The following is a 21,646-nucleotide window of genomic DNA, read 5'->3' on the forward strand; positions in this document are numbered from 1 at the left end:
AAAATGGAACAACGTATTGATCATATGAAATATATAGAAGGTATGGAGGTGCTTAAATCTAATGTTATGGATCAGGTTATCTCAAAAATGGAAGCATATGATTGTGAAAAATATACAGCTCATGATGTGCTTATGGCTCTTAAGAAAGACGTATTAGATATTGAAGATTTTGCAGCTTTATTATCGCCACAAGCGATGCCTTATCTTGAGGAAATGGCTAAGCGTGCTAAATTAGAAACACGTAAGCATTTTGGTAATTCAATTTATATGTTTACGCCACTTTATATTGCTAATTATTGTGAAAACTATTGTATTTATTGTGGTTTTAACTGCCATAATAAAATTAAGCGTGCGAGACTTAATGCAGAGGAAATAGAAAAAGAAATGCAATGTATTGCCAAAACTGGACTGCAAGAAATACTACTTCTTACTGGTGAAAGTCGCAGTATGTCTGATGTTACTTATATTGGTGAAGCTTGCAAAATAGCTAGAAAATATTTTAAAGTGGTTGGTCTTGAAGTATATCCAATGAACTCAGATGAATATGCATACGTACATGAATGTGGTGCAGATTTTGTTACTGTATTTCAGGAAACTTACAATTCAGATAAATATGAAACCTTACATTTAGAGGGACACAAACGTATTTTTCCTTATCGTTTTAATGCACAGGAAAGAGCGTTAAAAGGTGGGATGAGAGGTGTTGGATTTGCTGCACTGCTAGGATTGGATGATTTTCGCAAGGATGCTTTTGCAACAGGAGTTCATTCACATCTTCTTCAACGTAAGTATCCACATGCTGAGATTGCACTTTCATGTCCGAGATTACGTCCAATAATTAATAATGATAAAATTAATCCAAAAGATGTACATGAGAGGCAGCTTCTACAAATAATTACGGCATATAGAATATTTCTGCCTTTTGCAAACATTACAATATCAACTCGTGAACGTGCCGGTTTTCGTGATAATGTAATTGGACTTGCAGCAACTAAAATTTCAGCTGGAGTTTCAGTTGGAATAGGCGGCCATAGCGATGATGAAGAAGCTAAAGGTGATGAACAATTTGAGATTTCAGATCCACGTACAGTAGAAGAAATAGCTGATGCAATAGTTAAACATGGTCTTCAAGCAGTTATGAGCGATTATATATATGTATAAATTATTGGCAATTACAAATCGTCATATTTGTTATAATGACTTTTTAACACAGATACAAGACATATGTTCATTGAATGCAAAAAACACAGCGGTTAAGTCTGTCAGCATAGTACTTAGAGAAAAAGATTTATCTGAAAATGATTATAAGGATTTAGCAGCTAAGGTAATGAAAATATGTAAAAAAAATAATACAGAGTGTATATTGCATAACTTTTATAATGTAGCAAAAGAACTTAATTGTGAAAAGATTCATCTGCCGTTGCATGTTTTAAAATCTAAGCCGGATGTATGCAAAGAATTTAATGAAGTTGGAGTGTCTATTCATTCAGTAAGTGAAGCAATAGAAGCTGTTAATTTAGGCGCAACTTATATTACAGCAGGACATATATTTGGGACTGATTGCAAAAAAGACAGTCCACCAAGAGGTTTAGGATTTTTATCATCAGTCTGTAGCTGCGTAAATATTCCAGTTTTCGCTATTGGTGGTATTTCGCTTAGCAATGCGCAAGAAGCTATTAATGCTGGTGCAGATGGTATTTGCATTATGTCAGGATTAATGAAGTGCAAAAATCCTAAGGTATTTATATAAAAAACAAATGTGCACATTATGATGAACGTTTTCTAAATAGAGCAGCCATGCTTTCAAGGATTGATAATACAGTTAAACATAATATTCAAATTGTTAATTATGGAGTATTGATAGGATATGTCTAAGGTATTTTGGAAGGAGCTCTTGAGCCATTACCATTGACAAAAGCAATATATGACGGTGATTTTATTTAAAACTAAATTAAGTTATATTCAAAAAAATAACAAATCAGATTGATTAACTTATTATAAATTTGAGAATCAAGATATATGAATAATTTATACAACGTAACTATTTGGTAACTTTTAATAAATTATTACGCTATATAATAAGGCTACAGACAATCTTATGAGGTTGAGATTTAGTATAAAAATTTAAAAGTGAACAGATTGTGATAAAGAATTAGCAAATGAACGTGATCTGGTTTTTAAAAGAGTAAAAAAATTAACTTAATTAATTTGAGTTAATTTTTTTGCTCTTACGTTAGTGAGTTATTATAGAGCTCTATAGGAAAATAAGATCTATTATAGATATCAGTGTATATGGAATAAATTATTATAATAAATGCAGACGAGATTGAGATTAAGTTAGAATAAGTGAATTAATTCCATTAAATGCAATATTGCTAGCTGCATTTGCAAAGTCTTCAAAAGAGAGAGTCGAATTTATATCAAGCCATTCAACATACATGGATATAATTCCGGAAGCGATAAATTCAGCATATAAGTTGAGAACTTCTTCATTAGTAGTAAGTTTTTTATGAAGTTTTTCTATAATGGAATCTTTTAATATTCTTTTTACTTTAATCAAAAGAAAATTATGCGAATTAGTATGAACTAACTTTTGATAGAAATCAAAATCTTCATTAAGCACATTATTTAAAGTGGTGAAAAAGGTATATGCATCAAATTGTTCATAAAAAAAATCACATTTATCTAAAATAAGTAAAAATTTTTCTATAGCTTCATTTGCGATTTTATCAAATATGTCGTCAATACTTGAATAATGCATATAAAACGTCTTACGGTTTATATTTGCGGTTTCAGCCAATTCTTTTATAGTAATTTTAGAAGCATCTTTTTCTGCTAGTAGAGTTATTAAAGCATCTCTGATACTTTTTTGGGTTTTTTCAATTCGTCGATCTTTTTTTTCTAGGTATTTATCCATAATATCCTCCTATATAAGGTAACATTTTTTGAAAATATGAGTATTAAACAACAGCTTGTTGATTTTTGACCATTGTTAGTTGACTATAAAATAATTATAATACAACTATGAGTATTAAGCAACACGTGTTACATTTGTTTTTAAACACTAACATTTATTTATGGAGGAATAGTTATGAAATATAAAAAATTATGTTTGCCTATTTTAATTGGAGTAATGCTTACATCTCTAATTGGATGTAGTAAATCAACAACTGCAGTAGAAAACAATTTAAATCAAGGTAAACAAGTAAAAGTTCAAAATGTTAAAAGTGAAAGTATCAATAACGTATCTGAATTATCTGGAACATTACAACCATTTGAGGAAGCAACAGTTTCTTTTGAAGTTTCAGGAATAATAAATTCTTTGAATGCAAAAGAAGGTAGCAATGTAAGTAAGGATGATATTTTAGCAACAGTAGATAGCAAAAATTATGAATTGCAGGTAGGTCAAGCTCAAGCAAATGCTGATAAGGCTTCTGCAGCAGTTACACAAACTGAAAAAGGAGCTAGAGCGCAGCAGGTTGAGCAAGTAAAATTAAAAGCTGAACAAGCAGAAATAGCTTATAATCAAGCAGTAGTTGATTTCAACAGAAATAAGACTCTATTTGAAGCAGAAGCTATAAGTAAAAGTGATTATGAAAAATTTCAGAACAATGTAACTGTAGCACAAAAAGATATGGAAGGTGCAAAGCAGGCATATTCATTAATTGCTGAAGGGTCAACAGAGGAGGAAAAGGCTCAGGCAAATGCAGGTTATAATCAAGCTAATGCTGCTAAAGCTCAAGCAGAACTGGCACTTTCCAAAACATCCCTTAGATCATCTATAAATGGAGTTGTTATATCTAAGCTTATATCTCAAGGACAGCTAGTAGCTCCAGGAACTCCAGCATATAAAATAGGAAACATAGATAAGCTTAAAGTTCTTTTGTCAGTTCCAGATTATGAAGTTTCTTCTTGGAAAATAGGTGATAAAATATCAGCAAAATTATATGACGATTCAATGGATGGCGTAGTTACTAATATATTTGCAACAACGAATGCAAACACTGGAAGTATAAGTGTAGAGGTAAATATAGATAATCCAGATCATAAATGGCGTTCTGGGCAGGTAGTTACATGTAGTCATAATACTGATAATGGACAAGGCATTATTTTACCTAAAGAAGTTGTTATAAGCACTGGCGGTTCATCACCTTATGTTTTTCTTTTAAAAGACAACAAAGCAATAAAAACTGCTGTTGAAGTTGGAGAATTAAAAAATAATAAATTTGAAATCAAATCAGGTATTAATGAGAGTGATCAGGTAATTATTGAAGGAATGGACAAACTATCAAATAATGACAGCGTGAAAGTATCGGGGAGTGATAAGTAGTGATTGAGTTTGTAGTTAGAAAAAAGAAAATAACAATATTAATCTTTGTAATATGTATAATAGGCGGAGTATATAATTTTTTCGCAATGCCAAAACAGGAAACACCAGATATAACTAGTTATTCAGCAGTAGTCACAACTGTATTACCAGGTGCAACACCTGAAAATATCGAGAATACTGTAACAAAAAAAGTAGAAGATAAAATAAAAGAAATTCAGGGCATAAAATCAATTACTTCGGATTCTCGAGAAAGTGTATCTATTGTCACTGTAGAGTTGAATAAAAATCAAAAACCAAAAGAAAAATGGAATGAATTAAGAAAAAAAGTACAAGATGTGGAAGCAGGGCTTCCAGAAGCTGCAAAAAAACCACAGGTAAATGACGACTTAGCAAAAAGTTATGTTCAAACTTTAAATATAACAAGTGATTCTTTAGAAGAATTATATAATGCAAGATCGTACATAGATAAATGGAAAGATCAGATTAAAACAGTGCAAGGAGTAGCAGATGTTACAGTAGTAGGGCTACCAGAAAAGCAGGTTAGAGTAGATTTAGACACACAAAAAATGTATAATTATGGAGTGTCGTGGAAGCTAGTGGCAGGTGCTATTAAGGGAGATAGAGATAAAACGCCCCTTGGTAATTTAGATAATGAAAATCATAGATATCAGTTAAAATTAGATGAATCTTATGAGCCAAAAATTTTAAATCAAATAATTGTTTCAACGACCAAAGAAGGAAATCCTATTTATTTAAGTGACATAGGAAAGGCGTATATGTCTACAGAAAAAGTTGATCATTATGTATATCATAATGGCAAGCCAGCAGTGGGTATTACCATAAATTGTGAAACAGGAATAGATATACCATCTACACAAAAAAAGGTTACAGAAAAATTAGATAGTTTTAAAAATTCAATGCCAGCAGGAATTCAATTTGAAAATGTATATTCTATTAATGAAAGATTAAATGAAATGTTCAGCAGTCTTGCAAAGGAAATGATCATTGCTATTGCTTCAGTTTTAATTGTATGTTCTTTAGGATTAAGCTTTATAGATTCATTAATGGTTGCTATAGCAATACCGATTTCTATGTCTATTGGCTTCATGCTGGCACCAGCATTTGGTGTTACTTTTAATCAAATGACCATCTATGCATTAATCATAGTTCTTGGAATTCTTGTTGATGATGCTGTTGTTGTAAATGATAATATTGACAGGCATATTCTTGAATTAGGAGAATCAGTTGAGGAAGCTGCGATTAATGGGCCTAAAGAAGTTATTATATCAATTTTAACAGCAACCTTAGCAACAATTTGTACATTTGTTCCAATAGCTTTTTTACCAGGTATGACGGGAGAATTTGCGCGGCCATTACCTGTAATTGTTTCTTTGTCAATGTTGGCATCTATGGCAATGGCACTTACTATAATACCTATCTTTCGTCAGTGGTATGGTAAAAGAGAGGGGAAGAAAGATAAAAATAAGCCTGCTGGACTTTTAGGAAATCAAATTAAGAAACTAACCAATATATATGTAAGTAAGTTTATGCCGAAAGTATTAAAGAATCCCTTGAAATTTATTACTGCGGCAACATTAATTACATTAGTAGCTTATTCATTAATCAGCATTATACCAATGCAACTTTTCCCAAAGGCGGACAGAGCAGAGTTTCTTATCAATGTAACTAATCAGACTGGAAGTAGCATAAAAGATACTAATGTGCTTGTAGAGGACGTATCAAAATGGGTTAGTTCACAACCAAATGTTGAATTAGTATCAGCTTACGCAGGTGGACCAGCTCCAGCTATGTTTGCAGCAGATGAAAATATTGAAGATAAGGAGCAGTCAGGACAAATTGTTGTAAAAATTGATACAAAAAAAGAGTCCACTGAAAGACTTATTGATAAATGGAATGAGCAATTTAAGGAACTTTATCCGAAGGCGGAAGTAGTATCAAAGTCATTACAAGCTGGATTCTCGGTAGGTAAGCCTGTAGAAATAAGGATTTATGGAGAAGATGTAGAAAAATTAAGAGATATTACGCAGGAAGTAGAAGGGAAATTAAAAGCTATTAATGGTGTAACTAATGTTAAGAATAATATTGGAATTGATAATTATAGCTATAAAATAGAAGTAAATAAGGCATTAATGGATAAAATGCATGTAAATTATTCAGATATTACGAGTACCATCCGTTTAGTTAATGATGGAATAGTAGTAGATAAATTCGAGGATAAAAATGATGTTTCTGATATAGTCATATATGCAAACAAATCCAATGAAGATCCTATGGTTGATTTCGAGAAACTTAGTGTTCCAAATGCACTTGGTGAGCAAATACCTTTAAAGCAACTTGTTAAAATTACACCAGATTTCTCAATTAATTCTATACCTCATCGTAATTTAGAAAGATATGTTCAAGTATCCGCTAGTGTTACTGGAAAAACCACTGCTGCATCGGCTATGAAGGAAATTAAGCAAGAGATGAATAAGATTGAGTTACCAGATGGATACACTTGGGAAGCTGGTGGGGAAACTGTTGAGTCTGTAGATATTTTTGCAGATTTAATAAAACTTTTAGCTGTAGCTGCGATTTTAATTATAGTGCTTATTATATTACAATTTTACTCATTTAGCATACCAGCAATAATAGCAAGCACATTCTTGTTAGCTTTTGGTGGAAGTTTAATAGGATTATTTATTACAGGAAAGTCCCTTGGATTTATGGCAATGCTTGGAGTTATAACATTAATTGGTATTGTTGCGAGAAATGGTATAGTACTAATTGAATTTATTGAAAATGAACGTAAAAATGGTGTTGAGATTAATCAAGCAGTTATCAACGCAGGTGAAGCGAGACTTCGTCCAGTTATGTTAACAGCTATTATTGCAATTGTTGGATTAGTCCCAATGGCAGTGAATGGAGAAGTGCTATTTAAGCCTATGGCAGTATCTATTATTTTTGGATTAATGTATGCTACAATCCTTACTTTAGTAGTAGTTCCAGCAATATATGTTATAATTGATAAAATGAAGATTAAGTTTAAGAATTCAAAAGTTAAAGCAGATAATGTAAAATAATGAATATATTTAGGATGCACGTGTTATTATTAAACCTCAATAATAGTTGTACTTATTGAGGAGAAATGTGAACCACATTAATTAAAAGCTTTTAGGATAGTTAATTATATTTGTATCACCAGTGGTAGTGGGAAATGGAGGTTTTATGAGTGAATTCATTTCAATTCAAATGTCAACTATTAATTCAAAAACTATTTCGAAAAATTTAACCTACGAAGAAATATATCCTAGTAAAGAAATGTGTAACACTGTATTATGTTATTTTACGCTTTTTTCAAAAGAAATTGAAAGAAGAAATTATACGATGTCACTGATTCCAGATGGATGTATAAATATTCTGATAGATTTAAATGAAGAAGACATAGACAAAAGTATTTCTATTTTGGGACCAATAACAAGCTCTGTTAATTATGAGATAGATAATAGTGTAAACATATTTGGAATAAGAATTTTGCCAGGAAAACTTTCTGAATTGATTAACATACCGATGAAATTTATTGTCAACAAGCAATTTTTATTAAAGGATGTAATTAGTGATTTTTGCAAATATATACCTAAAAATGCTCAGGAAATAGATAACAAAATGTTAATGTCATCTATAGATAATTATACCTTAGAGTTTTTTGAAAACACACCTTCGTGCAAAAACAAAACTGTAATATCAAATTTAATAAGATATATTTATGATAAGAAAGGACAAGTATCTATAGAAGAATTATCAAAGGTAACCAATTACAGTACTAGGAATCTGAGTAGGATATCTGAGAGTGAAATAGGTATAAATTTAAAATTATTTTGTAGAATAGTTAGATTTCAAAATATGTTATATTCTATTAAAGATAAACGTGATTTAAATTGGAAGAGTGTTGCATTAGAAAATGGATATTATGATCAGTCTCATTTAGTGAAAGAATTCAAATTTTTTTGTGGTATTTCGCCAACTTTATTTAAATAATTTGCTATTGTCCGATTTTTACAAGATAATTAGTATAATTTGTTATAAAATATGCCTAAGACATTTTTATATTAAAAGAATTATAATATAAAAATTACTAAAATGAGTTATATGCATTTTTTTATGGGAGGTATGATATATGTTGTTAAAAAATATGATTTCTGAAATGAAAAAAGAAAAAATTAGGAAACAAAAAAAGGAAAGAACAAAAAAAATAATTGGAATTACTGTATCATTATTAACGACTGGAATAGGTGGTGTTATTGGAGGCTTGTTATTAGCACCTAAGTCAGGTAAAGAACTTAGAGAAGATGTTGTTAAAAAGGTTACAGAAAATAATGAAAATTTAAAAAAGGATATTGAAGAGAAGAAAGAAAAATTATCAACCAGTGTCAATGAAACAAGAGATAAAATTAATAGTTATCTTTCAGAAAAAAGAGGAAAAAAATGTGATTCATCTCAAGAGGATCAAGATTTAGAAAATAAATCAATAGAAAAAGAAGAGGTTGAGGAAAAAACTATTGGATAGAAATTGTGGGGATGCAAATGTATATTGAAGTTTCAACTCTATGTTATGGTATTTTAATCATATTAGCAGTAGTTGTTTTGGTTTATTTGATACTTTGCTTGAATAAGTTAAATTTACTGTTAAAGCAAATATCGGTATTTTGGAATGAAAATTCTACAAATATTTCAGAGACAGTAAAATCAATGCCAATTATAGCGAATAATGCAGTTGAGTTAAGTGAAAATCTAAAGACAACAAGTGATGTCATTATTGAAGCTACTTCTACAGCAATTGATACAAAAAAAGAAATAGTTGATCACATTGAAATAATTACAGATATTTTTAAGATTATAAGAGGCGTATGGCTTAAATAATAATATCTTAGTAATGTTGAATTATGATACATATAATGGTATAAAACTTTCTATATTCCAATATGATTTTAAGTATTTGGAAGTAGAAAGTTTTTATTTTATTATTTAGAAGTAATAAAATAGTATTTTAATTCTTATAAGACAATATTTAATGGCAAAATTAGGTGGTTTTAGAAGTGAAAATTTGGTATTAAATCTCAAGGTATTGCAAATAGGTAATAGTATCTTTTTTTAATAGGAAAAAAATTATATTATATATGTTGCAAATTGGCTTTTATATTCGGACACATAGACTGTCTATTGTGTAAGTATGAACCTGACATACGGACAGTTAATAACCAATAATTCCCAAAATAAATTTTAACAGAAAAATTGATTTGAAAATAATGAAAAACCACCAATTCTAGTGTGAAATTGATTTGCACAAACAATTTACTTTGCGATAATGACTTTTTAACACAGATACAAGACATATGATCATTGAATAAAAAGTGTGAAAAGTAATCTAGAGAACCCAATCCAAATGGAGGGGTTCTCCTTATTATTTTGAGTTATTTTAATTTGTAGAAAGGCTTTATATCAGATTACTTGGAAGCCATGGCTCTAATATTTCATATGATATTTTTGAACCAGGGATGCTTTCACCAATTTTAACATTAGGTTTAAGTTTTCCATGATAGTCACTACCACCTGATGCATAAAGATTGTTTTCAGTGCAATAATTAAGCAGATATTTTGTTTTATCAATTGTATGAAGAGAGTGGTAACATTCTATTCCATCAAGTGCATTTAACGACACTATTGAATTTAAAAATTCTTTATGGTCATCTGCAAAATATCCATAAAGATGAGCAAGGAATGCTTTGCCACCTGCTTTTTTTATAAGAGTAGCAGCTTCGGGTACTGTGGGATAGTTTTTTGTTTGATCAAGAAAAAATGGACTATCTTCATTATTGGCACAAGTTCTATAAAATGCATTGAGACTTTCCCAAACGTCTTTAGTGAAATGTTTTTCATTTTCAGGATATTTCCTAAGATCAGCGTGCATTATTTGATTAGCAAAATATTTTCCATTATTAATTGATAGATTATCACTATATTTAATATTAAGGTTTTTGCATACTTCCATCAATTTTTTTAGGTAAGTATTTTCTCTTTCAAGAAATTTCTCATCTGAAACAATTCCAGTTGAATCTATTGCTTCAAGGTCTATACCGTATCCTAATACTTCAATAGGTTTTCCATTATGAACAACAGAAAACTCACAGCCAGGAATAATTTTACCTTCAAAATAATTATGTACGTTGATATCTCTAAGTTTTTTATAAGCACCAATAGAGTCATGGTCTGTAATAGAAATATATTCTAGACCTGCTTGTTGTGCCTTAATAAGAATATCTTTCGGTTCATCTGAACCATCTGATGAAGTTGTATGAATATGTAAATCTATCATTTAATGCATCCTCCGTTTTTATTTGTAATCTTTATTTTATATCACTTTACAAGTAATGGCAAATAAAAGCAGAAGTCTTAAAACTAAAGAATTAAGGGATGCTTTGCCTGAAAATAATAAAGGTATGAATTATAGTGCCTCAAATACTTACTGATGATTCAGAAGGTTTCATTACACTTTCGAGTAAATTACAACAATTAGGTTATAACGAGGTTAATTTAAATTTAGGATGTCCTGCTGAAACGGTTGTTTCAATTGGATAATAATATTTTATATGAAAAGTATTTGGACAAGAATATCAAATCTTTTAAGAATGAAAACCCACGAAAATGAACTGCACCCTGTCAAGTAGACATATGAAAAAATAAAAAAATTATGAAGACAAGGTCTGATTTAGATATTCAATTGGAGTCAGACCTTTTAAATTTTTCTGTAGCCTTTTTGTATTATAAAAAACTATATATTCATCAATTGCTTGTCTTAATTCTTCGTATGTATAAAATTTTTGCAAATAGTACATCTCACATTTCAGAGTTCCCCAAAAACCTTCCATTGGTCCGTTGTCGATACACCTACTGACACGTGACATGCTTTGAGTTGCATTGATTTTATCAAGTTTAGATTTGAAAGTTCTATTAGTATACTGAAATCCCCTGTCACTATGAAAAAGTGGCTTCGCAGTCGGATTCGCAATTACTGCTAAGTCAAATGTATCAAAAACAAGTTGATTGTTATTTGAGTGACCGACCACATAAGAAACAATGCTTTTATCAGATAAATCAAATATTGCACTGAGGTAAGCCTTTTGGCCATTAAGTAGCTTAAATTCAGTAACATCTGTTAACCATTTTTCATTTGGTTTCTTTGCATAGAATTCTCTATTTAATTTGTTTTCTGCCGTGATTTGTGGAGTACTTTGAATATAAGCTTTTCTCTTTTTTCTTATAACTGATTTCATGTTAATAGACTTCATTAATCTATAAATTCGTTTATGATTGTACTGTTTATTCACAAGTCTATTTATATTCATTGTTATCCGACGGTATCCATAGATACCATGTACGTCTTCATAAAGCTTAACAATCTCTTTTAGTATTAGTGAATTCTCTCTATCTAATTCAGTCTTGGGACGATTAATCCATTTGTAATAAGAGGATCTTGCAATACTAGCTAAACTGCATAAATCAGCTATTGGATAGCCCTTTTCATTATGTAAATCTTTTATAGAAATATATTTATATTCTTGGAGTGTTCTGGTACTTACCGCCTTCTTTCTACTTCGTTCAATTTTTTTAAGAAATCATTCTCCATCTTTAAACGTCTATTTTCTGCTTCGATAAGTTTAAATTGTGCAGCGAATTTTTCAGACTCAGTAAGCTCATCAGCTTCTTTACGCTTACCGCGGCGGTCCATTAGCTTTTCATATCCATTAGCTTTGTATTTTCTTACCCATGTATAAACTTGTTGATAAGAAACCTTAAATTTATCAGCAGTAGCTTGATAAGCATCATTATTCGAAATGCAGAATGCAACAATTTCAACTCTTTCTTCATAAGTAGTTTTTCTTCCATTATTCATAATAGCAGCTCCTTTAGTATGATAAGATTCCAATATCTTATCACAATTATGCTGCTTTATCCATCGACGAAGAATACTATGTGATGAAATATTATAGCGGATACAAATTTCTCTTAAAGAACCTTGATCATTATTAAAATCAGTTATTGCTTGTCTTTTAATTTCAGAAGAATAACTTGCATTACTATTTTCAGTTATTAATCCTTTGGATCCAAATAGTTTAAATTTAATTACCCAGTCTTGAATTGTACTGTAGTTGATTTGTAATTCATATGCTATCTGAGCCATACTTTTTACGCCTGTTAAGTATTCTTCAACAACTTGTACCTTAACTTCAGATATTACTTTTGATTTTCTAGGCAAAATAAAATACCCCCTTTATAGAAACAGTTTTATTATTTTAACTGTCTACTATAAAGGGAGCATATCAAAATCATTTTGTAGTGGGTTTTTGTTTGTAGAAATTCATAGAATAGCTTGATATTTATTTCCACTATAAAAGAAAAAATATAAAAAATTAAAATCTTCGTAAGAAAAAAGTTATAATTAAAAAATTATATTCTAGTAAGATTAAATTACAGAAAAGTTAAGGAGTTGAATCTTATGAATATAATATTAAAGAAATTAAAGAGAATAATTGGAGTATTGTTAACAATATTTTTAATTTCAATTGGTTTAAGTAATAACTTTATTTTAAAAGAAGTAAAAGCTGAAGAAGAATCTAATGAAGTATATAGAGTTATAAGTAATGAAGAAGATGTTAATAATTTCATGAATAATTACTTCAAGGAGAATATGGAAAAGTACTTAGTACCTGGAGCGGCTGTAGTTGTAATAAAGGATGGTAAGGAAATATTTAAAAAGGGTTATGGATATAGTGATGTAGAAAATGATGTTTTGGTTGATCCCGATAAAACAACTTTTCCATTAGGATCAGTAAGTAAGTTATTTACAGCAACAGCTATTATGAAACTCTATGAAGATGGGAAGATAGATTTAGATGAGAATGTTAATAACTATATAAAACCATTTAGTGTTAATAATCCATACTGTGAACCTGTTACATGTGCTAATTTATTGACACATGCAAGTGGTGTTGATGAAGAAAGTGAACTTGATATAGGCACATTTAATAAAAATGATATAAAATCACAACAATATTTTATAAGCAAACACTTACCTAAAGTAGTTAGAGAACCAAATACAGTAAGTAGATATTCAAATGAGGGATATGGTTTACTTGGATACGTAATTGAAAATGCATCAGGTGAAAGTTATCAAGAATATGTACAAAAAAATATATTAGATGTTTTAGGAATGAAAAATAGTTACATTAGAGCCAAAAATGAAACAATGGCAAAAGCATATGCATATGATGATGGAAAATATAAATTTCAAGATTGGGCTTATGAATATAATTTAGGAGCATCAGGAATAATTGCAACAGCTACTGACATGGAAAAGTTTATGCAAGCCCATTTAAATAAAGACCAAATTAATGGACAATCTATGTTAAAGCCAGAAACAGAAGAGTTGATGCAAAAAAAAGAATTCTCTAATAATGATGATTTATCAGGAATGGGATATGGATTTATAAGAAGTGATAGAAATAATAAATTAGTTTTAAAGCATGAAGGAGCATTGCCAGTAGGATATACTACATCAATGTTTTTAGTGCCAGAAGAAAACTTAGGTGTATATATAGCAACTAATTCATTAGGTGCACTTCCTTTTGATTTTGAAGAAGCATTTTTAAATCATTTTTATCCAGCAGAAAATAATAAATTTGAAAAAGTATCTCCAAAAGCAGATAAAGATTATAGTGAATATGCTGGATCGTATAGAAGTTATGATGCATGCGGAAAAAGTAATTTAATGAAGTTTTTCTCTTTTTCTGATCCTGATATGACAATTGAAAATAATAACGATGGTACATTAACTCTTAAAGAATGTACATCAGCAAAAGAAGAAGTTACTACAAAATTAGTAGAATATCAGGATGGTGTATTTGCAAGACAAGATGGAAAAGGTGATTTTGCTTTTAGAAAGGATAATGGAAAAGTAACATATGCATTTAATGATGTAAGTCATAATTCTTTTGAGAAATTAAGTTTTTATGAGGGCAGAATTTTTAACATAGCAATATTATTAGGTGGAATAATAACTTTTACACTAAATATATTGCTTAATGCAGTTAAGTATATTAGAAGATTATTTAAAAAGAATAAAGAAAAATTAAATATATTTGATAAACTAAATTTAGCTAACGTAGCTATAGGAATATTAAACATAGTGGGATTTGTAGGTTCTGTGATGTTAGCACAAGCTATGGTTATTTCATACGATTCTAGTTTTATGATGCTATTATATATTTTATTGGGAATATTGGTAGCAGGAACAATAGTATCGGTTATTCAATTAGTAATTTTCATTATTATTTTATTTAAAAAGAAAAGATATCATAAAGAAAAAGTTTATCTTGCAGTTATAAATATAGTTAATTTAGCATTTATATTTAGTGCATATTATGCGAATATTTTGGGATTCAAAGTATATTAATATTTAATTCATTTAATGAGTTGCAAAAGAATGGATATTATATTACTTTAATCTTTTAGGCTATAATATATAATTGTTGTAGGAAATTATAGTATAATAAGGATTATTATTGAATGAGGGGATAAGTTTATATGTTTAATATATTAATTATAGATGATGAAGTTGAAATAGTTGAACTTATGGAAGTGTATTTAGTTAATGAAGGGTATAAGGTTTTTAAAGCGTATAATGGTAGTGATGGCATTAACATAGTAAATGAAGAAAAAATTCATCTTGTTATTTTAGATATAATGATGCCAAGTATAGATGGATTTCAAGTATGTATGAAAATTAGAAAAGATTACAATATACCAATAATAATGGTTAGTGCTAAAAGTCAAGATATGGACAAGATACAAGGTTTATCAACTGGAGCAGATGACTATATGGTGAAGCCTTTTAATCCTATGGAGCTAATTGCTAGAGTTAAATCTCAAATAAGGAGATATATCTTTTTAAATGAAAAAAGCAATAAACCTAATGATATTGATATTGTTGAATTTAAAGATATAACTATAAATAAAAAGAATCATAAAGTATCTTTATTAGATAGAGAATTAAAATTGACTCCAATAGAATATGAGATTTTGTTACTACTAGCAAATAATATGGGCAAAGTATTTAGTGCTGAGGATATATTTAAAGAAGTTTGGAAAGAAAAATATTTTGAAGGAAATAACACAGTAATGGTTCATATGTGGAGGCTTAGAGAAAAAATAGAGGAAAACCCTAAGGAACCTAGGATAATAGAAACAATATGGGGAGTTGGATACAAAATTGAAGAGTAGAAGTATAAAATATAATATTATCATTAACTTTTTTGTTAGTGGAGTACAAGCATTTATAGTGACAATAGTTATATTTATTTTAGGATTTGCAATGCTACATATTTTATCTAAAAATCTTTATGTAGGATTTGCGAATGCTTATAACAATAGTAGAGAATTTATGATGATTTGTACTTTTGCAATCTTCTTCTTGTTTATATGTCTATTGTGCTTAATATTTATAAAAAAAATGAACAAGATTACTGACTATATAGAAGAAATTTCTCAAACTTTAAATTTAGTATCTACAGGAAAGATGGATGTGACGATTCCTATTAGAAGAAAAGATGAACTTGGAATATTAGCAAGCGATGTAAACAAGATGGCTTATAATTTAAATGAATTAATTAAAAAAGAAAGAGAATGGGAAAGTCAGAAAAACAATTTAATTACTAATTTATCACATGATTTAAGAACTCCATTAACTTCAATTCTTGGGTTCTTAGAGTTAATAGAAAAAGGTACTAATAATGATGATAAATTAAGACATTATTGCAATATTTCATTAGAGAAAGCTAAAAAATTGAAAAGTTCTATAGATCAGCTTTTTGAATTTACTAAAATAAATAATATAGATTTGAAGTTGAATAAAACTGAAATAGGCATAGAAGAATTAATTGAGCAAGTAACTATGGGATTTATACCATCTTTTGAAGATAATAATATGGAATATAGAATAACCTCAAAAAGCAAAGGCTTAAAAATAAATGCAGATCCTATTTTATTAGTAAGGGCATTTGAAAATATAATAAGTAACAGCATTAAGTATGCTAGTGAAGGAAAATATTTAGATATAATTATAGATAAAGAAAATGATAAGGCTATTGTTAAGTTTGTGAATTATGGAGAACAAATAAAACAAGAGGATTTAACAAATTTGTTTAATAAATTCTATAGAGTAGAAAAATCTTGTGATAAAAAAGAAGGGACAGGATTAGGTTTAGCAATTGTAAAAGCAGCAATAGAATTGCATTATGGAGAGATAAATGTTAAAAGCTCTAAAGAAGAAACACAATTTGAATTAAAATTACTTATTAATAGTTGAAGATTTTATATATAAAAATGGATTATTAGGACTTGATGTATAATTTTACGTCTTATATGGAAGATGCTAAAATATATACAAGTTAGTTTATTACGAAAGGAATAAAAAAATGATAAGACAAGCAACAGAAAAAGATTTAATGGATATTTTGTAGATTTACAACGATGCTAATTAAGCACAGTGGCTAGATTTAGTGTTATATCAATTGGATCTAGTAGGACCTGAAATTCCTTTAAAAGGATAAGTAACTAAAAGAAGAGATTCACGTTGGATTTTATTTATAAAAAGATATTACATTTTAGGATGTAGTATCTTTTTTCTTTTCGCTAAAAATCTAATTGATATGAAAAAATTGTAGTATTTTAATAGAAAAAAATTTATTTAATTTACTGTGATTTTATTAAAAAATTCATATATCCTAAATGTAGGTAGATTAAAATAAAAAATTTTAAGGAGATTGATATTATGAGAGAAAGAAAGTACGTGAAATTTACAGTTGATATGTATAATGATACAAAATTCAAAATAATAGATATAAAACCTGAAAGAGATCTTATTCACTATGTTTGGACTAGGATTGTAACTTTGGCTGGCAAGGTTAATTTAGAGGGTGATTTATATATGTCAAAAACCCTTCCATATACAATTGAAACTTTAGCAATAGAATTTAACAGAGGTGAGGATCAAATTAAATTAGCATTAGATGTATTCATGGAATTAGAAATGCTTGAACTTATTGAAGGTAATGTTTATAGAGTGAAAAATTTTGCTAAGCATCAAAATATAAAGGTGAAAGAAAAAATAAATCCTAAAAATAAAGATGATGAAGTGAAGAGCAAAGAAGTAGTTTTAAAAGAAGCTTCAAAAAATGAAATAGATGATAATAAAAATACAGAAGCTGAAAATAAAACAATTCGAAATCAAGCAGAAGTTGTTAGAATTCATGACAGAGGTAATTTAGAAATTCCTAGTAGTAGCATTAATAAAGTTGATAATACTAGTAATAATTCACAGGATAATATTCTTATGTTATTGGACACTAAGAAAAATAAGAAGGCAAATAAAAATAAGAAAAAAGGTAAGAGCTCTGATATCAATGATGAGGAAGACGCTTTAGATAATGAAATAGTTTATTTTTATGATTCTGATGAAGAAAAGCCTTTGGAGGAAGGCGAGAGTGTTATTTCTAGGTGGTCTTTTTGATTGGTTAATGTAGTTTGAATTTGTTGTATAAATGGGTTAATATATATATACTTATAAAGTCTGATTAATAAATGTAACTAAGGAAATAGAGAGGAAGTGATTTAAAGAATGGATCATAGAAAGAGAAATATATTAATAGCATTAATGGTAGCAATGTTTCTGGGAGCAGTTGAAGGAACCGTTGTCACTACAGCCATTCCAACAATAGTAAAGGATTTGCAGGGGTTTGAAATTATCAGCTTAGTTTTTTCAGTATATCTATTAACTTCTGCAATTTCTACACCTATATATGGTAAGCTATCAGATTTATATGGAAGAAAAAATATACTTTCAATCGGAATAATAATATTTTTAGTTGGAAGCTGTTTGTGTGGAGTATCACAGACTATGTATATGTTGATTGGAGCACGTGCAATTCAAGGAGTGGGTGCAGGTGCAATATTTACAGTTACATATACAATTGTTGGAGATGTATTTACTGTTGAGGAAAAACCTAAGGTTCAAGGGATTATAGGTACAGTATGGGGAATTGCAAGTCTTGCAGGTCCATTTCTAGGAGGAATATTAATTGATATGCTGTCTTGGCATTGGATATTTTTTATAAATCTTCCTTTTGGAATATTATCAGTTATACTTCTTCAAAAAAATCTAGATGAAACCTTTGAGAAGAAAAAGCATACCATAGATTTTGCAGGGATTATTACCTTATCAATTGCAATGATCATATTTTTAAATATTTTCCTATCAGCTGAAAATATAAGTTTTAATCGTAATATATTTATTGTAATATCAATGCTCATAACTATTATATTGTTATTTGCATTCTATAAAATAGAAAGAAAAGCAAAAGAGCCAATTATTCCTTTTGACATATTTACAAAGACAAGTACAATTATAAATTTAGTAAGTTTTTTAGCGTCAGCGGTACTTATAGGTGCAGATGTTTATTTGACAATATATATGCAAAATGTACTAGGTTTTAATGCTAAGATATCAGGACTAGCTTTGGCTCCAATGTCAGTGTCTTGGCTTATAGCTTCAGTTGTTTTAGGGAAATGCATAGGAAAGTATGGCGGGAAAGCAGTAATAATAATATCTAATGTTATTTTACTTATTAGTACAATATTATTGCCTACTCTAACTATAAATTCTTCACTATTATTAGTGTTAGTATATGTTTTTATAATGGGTTTTGGATTTGGTGGAGCTTTTACTACTTTAACTATAATTGTTCAAGAATCCGTAGAATATAACAAAAGAGGTGTTGCAATGGCTACTAATTCATTGCTTAGGACATTAGGGCAAACAATAGGTGTAAGTGTATTTGGAAGTATATTTAACTTATATATAATTAAATACTTTATTAAGCTCGGCATAAACGGAGTAGACCCGAGCAATTTATATAAATCATCTACATATAATACTGCTGTAACTATTGAGCAGATAAAGCTGTCTTTAAATAGTTCTTTGCATGTTCTGTTTATAATACTTATAATTATATCTAGCATATCATTGATTTTATCACTAGTAATGCCTAAAATATCAAGTAATACCAAGACAACAGAGTCTAAGATTTAGAACGATAAAGCACTTTTATAAAGTGTAATCTGACTCTAAAAACATTAAGGAACATGAAAAATATTCATGGCAACTTTGGACTTGTTATTTATTTACATGTGCCTAAATTGATAATTCTAATCCAAAATATCGTTTATTTCTATTATCAATAAATTGAAAAGGTCCATTGTAAAGAATTGTACCTGCGGATTTCCCCTGGGTTATAATAATATAATTATTCAAATTGCAATCTGGTGATTTGAAATTGAATCCAAGTGTTTTAAGTTCATTTTTAAAAAGATTTTGGTTTAATCGCATTATTTCAAGTGAAGCTATTTCTTCATTAGATATTTTTTTATCCTCATTTAGATCTGCAATATTAACTAATGCAGCAGTTAATTTAGGTCTAATTTCATCTAATTTCATTAGTGAACCGTCAGAGCCAAAACTATTAATTTGGGAATCATTACTTGATTTTCTCTCACTTTCAATAACAAGTGCTGTTTCACTAAGATTATTGATATCTAATTTGAAGTCTGCCATTGAAGCAGCTTTATTATTAGTACTGTATAAAACATTGAAAAAATCACTTATGATTAAGAAAGAAATAGCTAATAGTAATGAGATTAGTAATCCAATTAGCAGGTTTGATTTTTTTATGGATTTAAAATTTTTTGTGAATTTTGATCTTAAATTAAAATTGTTATTATAAACTACTAAATTTTTAGTCTGCATTTTCACACCATCCTTTTAAATCATAATTATATTATTATAGTACTATATGATTATTAATTTAAATTTATAAATGGGTAAAGACGATGTTAAAAATTTGAAACTAAAAATTAGAGACAAAGAAGAAAGGGAGTGTCGCAAAATGATTAATTTTTAATCAGGAGCGATGCTCCTTTTCGATTCAAAGAAAGAAATAGTTAATCATATTTATTATGAAATTATTATTTAAATAAATATGATTTTATGGTCTGAAAGAAAGTTTTTTATATTTACTATAATTAGCAAATTTGTTACTATGTAATAGTAACGTTGTATTTATTGCAAATATAACGTAAAAATAAGTTTTTTGGAACGTAATGTGGCGTAAAATATTTTTGGAGGTGTACTTTTGAAAATTGATAAAGTCAAAATCTCAGATATAGCAAAAGCACTTAAAATCTCTACAATTTCTGTTAGTAGAGCACTTTCGGGGAGCGCAGGTGTTGGTGAAGAATTAAGAAGTAAAATTTTAAATAAAGCAAAGGAAATGGGATATTTTAAAGAAAAGACCAATGAAGATATTAAAATATTAGTTCTTCATCAAAAGCCGTTTGTACAAGATACTAGTAATTATAGCCATATGGTGCAAGGCATTGAAAAAGCAATACAAAAAGTTGGCTCAGAATATGATTTGGAATTTGTAGACAAGGAACATCGAGAGGAACTTTATTTGCCGTACAAACTTCAAAAGGGGATAAAGTTTGATGGAATTATATTTATTGGAAGATTTAATAGTAAATATGTAGAGTTTATTTCTAGTAAAGTAAAGAATCAAGTTTTTTACACAGGTTATTCACCTTCTTTTGATTGTGATAGTGTTTGGTATAACTTTAATAATGGTGGTTATAAACAATGTGAATATTTAATTAAAAAAGGTCATACAAAAATAGGTTTCTTAGGAAACAGCAGTGTATATAAAAATAAAGAAAAGGTTCTTGGCATAACTTCAGCTTTGGAAGATTATGAATTGATTGTAAAAGATGAATTTTTTATATATGAAGAAAATTTTGAAGAAAAGATGCTTAATTTAATTAATAGCAAAGATAGACCAACAGCAATAGTGTGTCAATGGGATTATACAGCAATAAAACTTATAAAGTTTTTATATGAAAAAGGGATAAAAGTGCCAAATGATATATCTGTTATTGGTAGTGGGAATACTGAAATGTCTTCACTATCTATACCAGCTTTAACAACTTTGGAGCTTAATATTGATTATGCCTGCGAAGTAGCTGTATCACTTCTTTATAAAAGAATAAGAAATCCAGAAAAGCCTTATGAAAATATTACAATAAATAGCGTTTTAGTTGAAAGAGATTCTGTAAAATGATAATTTGTTTAAGATTTTCACTTTGATAGGAGGT

General features: G+C 28.8%; 19 protein-coding genes and 1 pseudogene. 15 read left to right on the forward strand and 5 right to left on the reverse strand.

Translation table 11 applies throughout. The annotated features are described in order from the left end of the window. Positions 1-3: 3 nt before the first annotated feature. The 3 genes from thiH to psyc5s11_RS28190 are packed head-to-tail and all read left to right on the forward strand — an operon-like array spanning position 4 to position 1,875. Positions 4-1,161, forward strand: coding sequence for a 2-iminoacetate synthase ThiH (gene thiH, locus psyc5s11_RS07805; RefSeq protein WP_224037047.1), 1,158 nt, complete (start codon positions 4-6; stop codon positions 1,159-1,161). Beyond that, a complete protein-coding gene (locus psyc5s11_RS07810) occupies positions 1,154-1,750 on the forward strand; it encodes a thiamine phosphate synthase (RefSeq protein ID WP_224037048.1) in 597 nt (198 codons plus the stop codon). The genes thiH and psyc5s11_RS07810 overlap by 8 nt, the downstream gene beginning before the upstream one ends. Next, the gene (locus tag psyc5s11_RS28190) at positions 1,747-1,875 is read left to right on the forward strand and encodes a hypothetical protein (protein ID WP_375542006.1); all 129 of its coding nucleotides are present in this window, start codon (positions 1,747-1,749) and stop codon (positions 1,873-1,875) included. The genes psyc5s11_RS07810 and psyc5s11_RS28190 overlap by 4 nt, the downstream gene beginning before the upstream one ends. A 457-nt stretch (positions 1,876-2,332) precedes the next feature. Here psyc5s11_RS28190 and psyc5s11_RS07820 read toward each other — a convergent pair whose 3' ends face one another. After that, positions 2,333-2,917, reverse strand: a complete 585-nt coding sequence (locus psyc5s11_RS07820) for a TetR/AcrR family transcriptional regulator (protein WP_224037049.1) — start codon at positions 2,915-2,917, stop codon at positions 2,333-2,335. 174 nt (positions 2,918-3,091) lie between these two features. Here psyc5s11_RS07820 and psyc5s11_RS07825 point away from each other — a divergent pair, with 174 nt between their 5' ends. From psyc5s11_RS07825 to psyc5s11_RS07845, 5 genes are all read left to right on the forward strand, one after another. Then, entirely contained in the window at positions 3,092-4,330 is a 1,239-nt protein-coding gene (locus tag psyc5s11_RS07825; protein ID WP_224037050.1) for an efflux RND transporter periplasmic adaptor subunit, read from the forward strand. Then, positions 4,330-7,413: an efflux RND transporter permease subunit gene (locus psyc5s11_RS07830; protein WP_224037051.1), complete on the forward strand. Its 3,084-nt coding sequence runs from the start codon at positions 4,330-4,332 to the stop codon at positions 7,411-7,413. Before psyc5s11_RS07825 ends, psyc5s11_RS07830 begins: the two co-directional genes overlap by 1 nt. A 145-nt stretch (positions 7,414-7,558) precedes the next feature. Then, positions 7,559-8,368: a helix-turn-helix domain-containing protein gene (locus psyc5s11_RS07835; RefSeq protein ID WP_224037052.1), complete on the forward strand. Its 810-nt coding sequence runs from the start codon at positions 7,559-7,561 to the stop codon at positions 8,366-8,368. 139 nt (positions 8,369-8,507) lie between these two features. Continuing rightward, positions 8,508-8,897 (forward strand): YtxH domain-containing protein, encoded by a 390-nt coding sequence (locus psyc5s11_RS07840; RefSeq protein ID WP_224037053.1) that lies wholly within the window; start codon positions 8,508-8,510, stop codon positions 8,895-8,897. 11 nt (positions 8,898-8,908) lie between these two features. Further along, positions 8,909-9,250: a hypothetical protein gene (locus psyc5s11_RS07845; protein WP_224037054.1), complete on the forward strand. Its 342-nt coding sequence runs from the start codon at positions 8,909-8,911 to the stop codon at positions 9,248-9,250. Positions 9,251-9,824: 574 nt separating this feature from the next. Here the strand turns inward: psyc5s11_RS07845 and psyc5s11_RS07850 are convergent. Continuing rightward, positions 9,825-10,703: a PHP domain-containing protein gene (locus psyc5s11_RS07850; RefSeq protein WP_224037055.1), complete on the reverse strand. Its 879-nt coding sequence runs from the start codon at positions 10,701-10,703 to the stop codon at positions 9,825-9,827. 55 nt (positions 10,704-10,758) lie between these two features. Here psyc5s11_RS07850 and psyc5s11_RS07855 point away from each other — a divergent pair. Further along, a pseudogene (locus tag psyc5s11_RS07855) lies at positions 10,759-10,957 on the forward strand (tRNA-dihydrouridine synthase); the annotation flags it as partial. 119 nt (positions 10,958-11,076) lie between these two features. Here the strand turns inward: psyc5s11_RS07855 and psyc5s11_RS07860 are convergent. Further along, a complete protein-coding gene (locus tag psyc5s11_RS07860) occupies positions 11,077-11,991 on the reverse strand; it encodes an IS3 family transposase (protein WP_224038150.1) in 915 nt (304 codons plus the stop codon). Further along, positions 11,964-12,644 (reverse strand): helix-turn-helix domain-containing protein, encoded by a 681-nt coding sequence (locus tag psyc5s11_RS07865; RefSeq protein WP_224037056.1) that lies wholly within the window; start codon positions 12,642-12,644, stop codon positions 11,964-11,966. Before psyc5s11_RS07865 ends, psyc5s11_RS07860 begins: the two co-directional genes overlap by 28 nt. Positions 12,645-12,884: 240 nt before the next feature. Between psyc5s11_RS07865 and psyc5s11_RS07870 the strand changes: the two genes are divergently transcribed. The 5 genes from psyc5s11_RS07870 to psyc5s11_RS07890 all read left to right on the forward strand — a co-directional run bounded on the left by psyc5s11_RS07870 (position 12,885) and on the right by psyc5s11_RS07890 (position 19,532). Beyond that, complete coding sequence (locus psyc5s11_RS07870) at positions 12,885-14,840, forward strand: serine hydrolase (protein WP_224037057.1); 1,956 nt, start codon at positions 12,885-12,887, stop codon at positions 14,838-14,840. 131 nt (positions 14,841-14,971) lie between these two features. Next, positions 14,972-15,667: a response regulator transcription factor gene (locus psyc5s11_RS07875; protein ID WP_224037058.1), complete on the forward strand. Its 696-nt coding sequence runs from the start codon at positions 14,972-14,974 to the stop codon at positions 15,665-15,667. Next, positions 15,657-16,751 carry a sensor histidine kinase gene (locus psyc5s11_RS07880; protein WP_224037059.1) on the forward strand — a complete coding sequence of 365 codons (1,095 nt, stop codon included), beginning with the start codon at positions 15,657-15,659 and terminating at the stop codon, positions 16,749-16,751. Before psyc5s11_RS07875 ends, psyc5s11_RS07880 begins: the two co-directional genes overlap by 11 nt. Positions 16,752-17,216: 465 nt before the next feature. Then, positions 17,217-17,954 (forward strand): phage replisome organizer N-terminal domain-containing protein, encoded by a 738-nt coding sequence (locus psyc5s11_RS07885; protein WP_224037060.1) that lies wholly within the window; start codon positions 17,217-17,219, stop codon positions 17,952-17,954. A 108-nt stretch (positions 17,955-18,062) separates the two neighbouring features. Next, the gene (locus psyc5s11_RS07890; protein ID WP_224037061.1) at positions 18,063-19,532 is read left to right on the forward strand and encodes an MDR family MFS transporter; all 1,470 of its coding nucleotides are present in this window, start codon (positions 18,063-18,065) and stop codon (positions 19,530-19,532) included. Between the two features lie 102 nt (positions 19,533-19,634). Here psyc5s11_RS07890 and psyc5s11_RS07895 read toward each other — a convergent pair whose 3' ends face one another. Further along, positions 19,635-20,246, reverse strand: a complete 612-nt coding sequence (locus psyc5s11_RS07895) for a hypothetical protein (RefSeq protein ID WP_224037062.1) — start codon at positions 20,244-20,246, stop codon at positions 19,635-19,637. 385 nt (positions 20,247-20,631) lie between these two features. Here psyc5s11_RS07895 and psyc5s11_RS07900 point away from each other — a divergent pair, with 385 nt between their 5' ends. After that, positions 20,632-21,612, forward strand: a complete 981-nt coding sequence (locus psyc5s11_RS07900) for a LacI family DNA-binding transcriptional regulator (RefSeq protein ID WP_224037063.1) — start codon at positions 20,632-20,634, stop codon at positions 21,610-21,612. The last annotated feature ends 34 nt before the right edge of the window (positions 21,613-21,646 follow it).

The organism is Clostridium gelidum, assembly GCF_019977655.1.
GTDB lineage: Bacteria > Bacillota > Clostridia > Clostridiales > Clostridiaceae > Clostridium > Clostridium gelidum.

Coding starts and splice junctions, on each gene's coding strand:
- thiH (WP_224037047.1), top strand. CDS start 4: ATGGAACAACGTATTGATCATATGAAATATATAGAAGGTATGGAGGTG.
- psyc5s11_RS07810 (WP_224037048.1), top strand. CDS start 1,154: ATGTATAAATTATTGGCAATTACAAATCGTCATATTTGTTATAATGAC.
- psyc5s11_RS07820 (WP_224037049.1), bottom strand. CDS start 2,917: ATGGATAAATACCTAGAAAAAAAAGATCGACGAATTGAAAAAACCCAA.
- psyc5s11_RS07825 (WP_224037050.1), top strand. CDS start 3,092: ATGAAATATAAAAAATTATGTTTGCCTATTTTAATTGGAGTAATGCTT.
- psyc5s11_RS07835 (WP_224037052.1), top strand. CDS start 7,559: ATGAGTGAATTCATTTCAATTCAAATGTCAACTATTAATTCAAAAACT.
- psyc5s11_RS07840 (WP_224037053.1), top strand. CDS start 8,508: ATGTTGTTAAAAAATATGATTTCTGAAATGAAAAAAGAAAAAATTAGG.
- psyc5s11_RS07845 (WP_224037054.1), top strand. CDS start 8,909: ATGCAAATGTATATTGAAGTTTCAACTCTATGTTATGGTATTTTAATC.
- psyc5s11_RS07850 (WP_224037055.1), bottom strand. CDS start 10,703: ATGATAGATTTACATATTCATACAACTTCATCAGATGGTTCAGATGAA.
- psyc5s11_RS07870 (WP_224037057.1), top strand. CDS start 12,885: ATGAATATAATATTAAAGAAATTAAAGAGAATAATTGGAGTATTGTTA.
- psyc5s11_RS07875 (WP_224037058.1), top strand. CDS start 14,972: ATGTTTAATATATTAATTATAGATGATGAAGTTGAAATAGTTGAACTT.
- psyc5s11_RS07885 (WP_224037060.1), top strand. CDS start 17,217: ATGAGAGAAAGAAAGTACGTGAAATTTACAGTTGATATGTATAATGAT.
- psyc5s11_RS07890 (WP_224037061.1), top strand. CDS start 18,063: ATGGATCATAGAAAGAGAAATATATTAATAGCATTAATGGTAGCAATG.
- psyc5s11_RS07895 (WP_224037062.1), bottom strand. CDS start 20,246: ATGCAGACTAAAAATTTAGTAGTTTATAATAACAATTTTAATTTAAGA.